This window comes from Winogradskyella vidalii (assembly GCF_013403955.1).
In the GTDB taxonomy this organism is placed as follows: domain Bacteria; phylum Bacteroidota; class Bacteroidia; order Flavobacteriales; family Flavobacteriaceae; genus Winogradskyella; species Winogradskyella vidalii.
The window spans coordinates 1-6,551 of the sequence record NZ_JABFDG010000016.1 but is presented as its reverse complement, the minus strand read 5'-3'; the positions used below and the strand labels follow the sequence as shown (position 1 = coordinate 6,551).

5 protein-coding genes are annotated in these 6,551 nt (G+C 29.3%); 1 reads left to right on the top strand and 4 read right to left on the bottom strand.

Going from position 1 to position 6,551, the window contains the following annotated elements; all coding sequences use genetic code 11:
• Nucleotides 1-390, top strand: a 390-nt coding sequence (locus HM982_RS18025; RefSeq protein ID WP_179354724.1) for a transposase, incomplete at its 5' end; no start/stop codon positions are given.
• Nucleotides 391-424: 34 nt separating this feature from the next.
• On the opposite strand, the gene HM982_RS18020 is transcribed toward HM982_RS18025, so the two are convergent.
• From HM982_RS18020 to HM982_RS18005, 4 genes are all read right to left on the bottom strand, one after another.
• Nucleotides 425-733, bottom strand: a complete 309-nt coding sequence (locus HM982_RS18020) for a hypothetical protein (protein ID WP_179354723.1) — start codon at nucleotides 731-733, stop codon at nucleotides 425-427.
• A gap of 15 nt (nucleotides 734-748) precedes the next feature.
• Nucleotides 749-1,144 (bottom strand): hypothetical protein, encoded by a 396-nt coding sequence (locus tag HM982_RS18015; protein WP_179354722.1) that lies wholly within the window; start codon nucleotides 1,142-1,144, stop codon nucleotides 749-751.
• 134 nt (nucleotides 1,145-1,278) lie between these two features.
• Nucleotides 1,279-3,324: a leucine-rich repeat domain-containing protein gene (locus tag HM982_RS18010; protein ID WP_179354721.1), complete on the bottom strand. Its 2,046-nt coding sequence runs from the start codon at nucleotides 3,322-3,324 to the stop codon at nucleotides 1,279-1,281.
• A gap of 533 nt (nucleotides 3,325-3,857) precedes the next feature.
• Entirely contained in the window at nucleotides 3,858-6,155 is a 2,298-nt protein-coding gene (locus HM982_RS18005) for a S41 family peptidase (protein WP_179354720.1), read from the bottom strand.
• Nucleotides 6,156-6,551: the final 396 nt, after the last annotated feature.

Here is a 6,551-nt window from a genome sequence, read left to right as displayed (position 1 = left end):
AAAACTATTCCAGGTATAGGAAATAAAACCGCAGTAATGCTATTGGTTTTAACCGATGGATTTGATCGTTTTAAAAGCGGTAGCGAATTGTGTAGTTATGCTGGATTAACCCCTGTAGTTAGAAAGAGTGGGAGTAGTGTAAATGGACGGCCTCGTATCAGTAAAATAGGAAATCAGAAACTACGTAATCTGTTATTTATGTGCAGCTTTAATGCTTGTAAATACAATAAAGCATGTCGTGATATTTATGAGAGAATAGTAGCAAAAGGAAAGAGTAAAAAATTGGCATTGATAGCGGTGTGTAATAAACTATTAAAACAGGCTTTTGCTATAGCAAAATCAGGTTTAATATATGATGATACATATAGAAGTACTTTAATGAAAAATTAGTGCATTTTTACTTGTTTTTTACCACAGTACTTTGTTAGGCAACGTTTTTTAATTTAGTAATTCTATTTGTTAGAAATTCAGTTATTGATTTTTTTAATTCTATACTACTTGTCTTTTCAATTACTTTGGCTTTATAAATTTCTCCAAAATAGATTAAAAATTCCATTTCGCAATATTCCATTTCATTACCAGAATAGTAAAATATTCCTCCAGCAAAATCATTTGATTCAAATTTGATTCCTTCACTTATTGGGTAGCGTTCTGATTTATTAAGTTCCCATATTTTCAAATCTGAATATTTGGATATCTCGTGCTCACTAAATATATCTATTATAGTATTCAATTAATTCATTAAATATTAATTTGAGTCTAAAAAAATATTTCGATTTTTCCCAATAACAGCAACTGATAGTCCAGATATTACTAATTCCGATGCTTTATTAGGATTGTCTGAAAATCCCGTTAAATGATGCCAAGGGTCGTTATGTGCTACTGTTATTTTATAAAATTGTTTTTTATCCATTTCTATTATTTTCACTAAAACCTGCCAATCTTGATAGTCATCTTTACTTGTAAATAACAATTCAGCATGAGATGTAAATACCCAAACTGGTTCGTGTTTAATCAATTCCAACGATTTGATTAATTCACACATCATTTCAGGCATTCTTTTCCATTGAGAAGGCCATTCTTTTGGATTGTAAAATTCAAGCAAGGTAGTTTTCTGTTGTCTAGATATTCGTCTTAATTCCATTCAGATTTCGTTTTTCTCAAATGTTGCCTAACGGTATCGGCTATGAGTAGTTGCGTGGTTTAGCACTTAACTTTGCAATTACACACCAAGTTGGAAATTCCTGCGGAATTTCCAAAGTAGGCGAGTTGAAGCAATTACTTATAGCCATTGTTGGCATTTCGTTTTATTTTTTGGTCGATAATAAATTCATTGGTTTTAGAATAATCTTCATATCCTTTGATTTTATCAAATTTAAAGTAAAAAAGTGTATCTGTATTTTTTCCTTTTAACTCCAATACTAAACTCTCTTTTCTTTTTATAATTGAATCTCCTATTTCTACGAAATCACTTAAATCCTGATTTTCGTAGGGAAAAATTAATTTCATAATACCAAGTTCAAATTTTATATCTACATAATTACGATTATCATTAACGTACTTTTTTAGAACTTTACCTTTATAAAAATTATGATAAGTTAGAGCAACTTTTTCATCAAACAAATTTCTTCCTACGTTTGAATTATTCGCAGAAGTCTCTTTTTCAGCAATAAAGTAAATCATTAAAGAAAGTAATATTAAAACAGAAATGAAATAGTATAAATTGTTTACCCTTTTTGATTTTGTAACATTATTACTTTCATCATTACCTATTTTTTTGTTTATAACAGGTTTTGATTCACTTTTAGTTTTAGTATCCTTTCTAGTTATTTCCTTTTTTTTGTCATTTATTCTTTTCAATTCAGCATCGAAATCATCTCTAAAATAAGGTGGCTTACCTTCTCTCCATTTCTTATATTGAATTAATTTTTCTGTGGGAATATCGTTGTTCCTAATGTTAACGACTTTTATTTCTTTAATGCTTTCTGATAATGATACAAGATTATTATTTTCTAAATAAATAGAATGAATATTGTTTATTTCTTCAGGAAGTTTTATCAGTCTATTGTTTCTAAGGTTTAGAAATCTAAGTTCCTTTAATCTAGAAATAGATGTAGGGATTTCAGTTAGTTCATTATTGTTCAAGTTTAAATTGCCTAATAAGGTAAATTCACCTATCCAGCTCGGCATAAATTTAATCTGGTTGTTTTCAGCGTGATAAAAGTCTAGTTTTTTCCATGTTTTTATTGCAATAGGTAATTCGTTAAAATTGTTACTAGACATATAGAAAATTTGAATGTTTGTCAAATTTTCATAGGATGTTGGCAGTTCAGAAATAGAATTTCCTGACAAGTGTAAAGCTCTCAGATTTAAAAGCTCTCCTATGCAATCAGGTGCAAAGTTGAAACTATTATTGTTTAAAAAAAGTGAATTAAGGTTTTTGAGTTTTCTAAAACATCTAGGTAGGTCATTTAATTGATTTCCTTGAAGTTCAATTTTTTTCAAATTCTCTAACTGACAAATTTCTTTTGGAAGCTCTGTTAAATTGTTACTTTGAAGTTGAAATTCTTCTAAGTTTGTAAAAAGGTTAATACTGTTAGGTAGTCTTTCCAACTTTTTATTAGCTAAATCTAGCTTCTTTATGTCCCGAATTAAAGCAATTGTTTCTTTGTCAGTTAAGTCTAGTTCTGTGTCCCTATATCCATAAACTACATTCAAGTCAATAAGCCATTTTAATAGAGATAAATATTTTTCAGTATCTATAGTTTGTATATTCTGACTGAGATTAGCAATTCTATTTCTTCTATCTCTTAAAGGTTCGAGAGAATATTTATTAGCTATGTTGTCATATATATTAAAACGAAAACCTCCCGTTTCCCAGTCACCAAAATCTATGATTTTGCTCTTAAATAACATTATACCAAATCCATGTTCAGGATCCCATGAACAATCTCCAGTTAAACCAACATAAGAAATATCTTCCTTATGCTCACTACGAATATTAATTGTTGAAAATCTGTAATTGTCTTTTGCATTCTTAATAGTTTCGATATCTAAACAAGTTGCCTCTAAAAACACTTCTCGTTCTTGATAGATGAAATCAGAAATAGAGTTACTTATTTTGAAAGAATATTTGAGGAAATATTCTAATGCATTAATTTGTTGTGTCGTTGGTTTTTCTAATTCTTCAGTGTCTTTAAAAATAATTCTTATCTCTGGAAATTCAGAATAGCTCTCAGGGTTATAAGTCTCATTAAAAAGTTTGTTATAAGGAAGAAAAACGGTAAGTTCATCATCTTCATCTCTAATTATTTTATATTCCATTTTTCTTGGTTACTTCAAATGAATGCCAACGCTACGGCTATGGTTTCGTTGCGAAACGATAGTCAGCGTAATTCGGATTGCAGGACTAAAGATAGCAAAAGCGAATGAATTTTCCAGAGGAAAATTCGGACGCAATGAACTATAGGCAATGTTAGCAGCTGTTTTTTAAATTTAAGGTTCTGAATTGTGCGTTCAGAGAATCAATCCGGCGTTGTAATGTAAATAAGCCAAGAGGATTTGTAGGGCTCAAATTAAGCGGATAAGAAACAAGTCCAGCGTAATATTAGATTTTATTATTTCCAGTTTTTCTGATTTATCTGACATAAAAGTCAAAAAAAAAATCGCGAAAAGAAAGCTAGGCAAAAATTAGGTGTGCATAGCTGCTAACGGTCTTGTATATGGTTTGTTGCGTGATTCAGCAACTAAGTTAGCAAATAAAAACTGAATAGAAAATCCGCGAGGATTTTCGTAAGTAGGCTAGGACTAGCAATAAATTATATACGTTGTTGGCAACTGGCTTTATATTCAATTGTCTATTCTTTCAAAATATAGTTCAATAATGGGTCATCTCCGTTTATTATATCAAAAAGTTTAAGCTTAATACTTTTATCTGGAATTATCCCTTTGTCGAGCACTAATCTAGGAACATTGACGGATTCCCTTTCCGTTCCTATTTGCAAACTAAGTTTTGTGTTTTTTAAAGATGCTGTTCCTCTACCTGGATGCGTACTGTAAGTTCCTCCTGTTTCTTCTCCGATTATGGTGGCTAATTTATTTTGTTTTACAACCGCTAACATTTGTGCTGTTGCAGATGCACAACGACCATCTGTAAGCATATAAATATTTGCATTACTAATGTTGTTTATTGTTTTTGGTTTTATGGTTGTTGGTCTATTTCGTCTTTTATTTAAATCATTATCTTCATAAAAGTTAATTTCTTTATCAATAATATAGGATAGAATGTGATTAGTGCATTCTGGGTTTCCACCTCTATTTCCTCTTAAATCAAAAGCTACTTTAGATATATTTTCATTTTTTATCTGTTTCATATAAGTATCTAACTTCTCTTTAAAAAAATCAATATTTTCTCTACCTCTTGGGAAGTAGCTAAAATTCTTAATCTTGATTATAGCTGTTTTACTCTCTTTATTAATTTCTATACCTAATCTTGAGGTGTTGTTTATTTCTACTTTGTAATTTGGTGCTGGTTCATCAATAAGAAATGATGTTGTAATTGTATTTTCAGAATTGTAAGGTTTAAATTTTATTTTGTATTCTGAATCAAAACCAAAATAACTGTGGTAATAATATAAAAAATTCACATTCAAATCTCCCCTATAAAAACTTTGATTAAAAGCATCAGCAGAAATTGTTGATTTTAAAGTTTGTAAAATTTCACTTGATGAGATTCCGTTAATTTCTAATATTTCAGAACCTGCATCCATTTCTATATTTTCTACACAATTGTTTATTGCATACATTTTTTCGTTTTCAAACCATACAATTAATGGTAACCAATATTTTTGAGGTGTTCTAAAAAAGCGAGTATCAACTATTCGTGTATGTAGACAACCTAAACTTGTAACTATTGGTGAGGTTAATTGATAAAATTCCTGAACAGTCATAGAATCTTTTAATTTATCTCGTTGCATACTTACAAGATTTTTATAAGATGTTTTGTCAATAAATTCAAACTGTGATGGATGTTCCTTGAGTGTTTCTAATAATTGATTAAAATCTTCAACTAACTCATCTTTTCCAATCTGTTTATTAAGATTTTTAAGAATTGAGTCCTTAACCTTTTTATTAGGTATTGTGTGATGGTATTCGGTTTTTAAAATTTGTATTGGATTTTTTGTGTCATAAACATATTTTACGCTTATAACATCTCGCTTCTTTAATATTTTGTTATGAGTGTCATAACTGCTACGTTCAATCAAATTACCAACACTATCAAACTTATATTTTGAATAAGCATCATTACTTCTTTTATCAACTTGATAGTTTCCATCTAAACCAACTGTGGCATACTTTAAACAATTTCCACTTTCGTCATACGTTGCAAAACCTCCAGCAGTGCCAAGAAACGAACCAACAGCTGGTTCATTTTCTGCGTTAAAAAACTTAAAGTTAATGAGGTTGTTATTTTTGTCATATGTAGCTTTATCTGTGGCTATTCCAGTTTCATCATTTATTAATTTCAACCTTTTGTCTACATTATTCATTGAAAGTAATAATCCTTTATCATTGAATTTGTATAGCACATTATGAAATTTATAATAAGGTCGCATAGTTACATTTACTCCATTTACATCTTTTCTTGTTTCTAACACAGAATTATTATTAATGTGTTTCCAAGTATATTCAAAAATATTCCAGCTATTATTTATAGGTTCATCATTTTTGTCGTAAAACTTTAAACCAACTCTTTTTCCTTTTTTATTATAGGAATATACTTCCTTAAAAACTCCCATCCCATTGGTTGCTGGTTTGTTATCAACGTCAAAAAATAGTCGTGTTTCTGTATTTTCGGTATATATTATTTGAGTTTTTGATGCCAATGCTCTTTTACCATCTAGAATACCACTTCTATTTAATTCGATAAGGTTTTGATTGTATTTGTATTCAATTAATATTAACCTATTTAGTGAATCATAGCCTAATTTATAATGATTAACATTTTGGACTTCCGCTTCTGTTTGTGGTATTTTTCCTTTTGTTTCAGAATAAGGTGTTTCACGAAAAACGAGATGTTTAAAATATTTAGCTGTTTGAGCTTCTGTAAGTAAGCTACACGATAAAAAAACAATAATTAAAAGGAAGTGCTTCATAGAGTTAAATTTTAAGTAGACAACAAATATAACTAAATTTTTAGTTTAAACTAAAAATTTAGTTATATAGAATGTATTGTTGATTTATCTTGATAATTTTTAATAGTTACCAACGAGTAGTAGCTTATTGGCGAGAATATTTTGTTCTATTTCCTTGTCTTAATTTGAAGTTCGGAAGTTTCTTTAGCTTGTTGCCAACGTGTTTGTGTATGGTTAGTTGCGTGGTTTAGCAACTAAGTTAGCAAACTTTTACGAACCTGTGAATATTCCGCAGGAATATTCGCAAGTAGGGAAGAACAAAGCAATTAATTATACACGGTGTTACCTACAGTATTTTTAATTCAGATTCGTGTATATTAAATCCAAGAATAATTTCCGATACATTATTTTTTGAAA

What these genes read in the sequence shown, in the direction of transcription:
- HM982_RS18005 (WP_179354720.1), bottom strand. Translation starts at nt 6,155, where the DNA reads ATGAAGCACTTCCTTTTAATTATTGTTTTTTTATCGTGTAGCTTACTT.
- HM982_RS18015 (WP_179354722.1), bottom strand. Translation starts at nt 1,144, where the DNA reads ATGGAATTAAGACGAATATCTAGACAACAGAAAACTACCTTGCTTGAA.
- HM982_RS18010 (WP_179354721.1), bottom strand. Translation starts at nt 3,324, where the DNA reads ATGGAATATAAAATAATTAGAGATGAAGATGATGAACTTACCGTTTTT.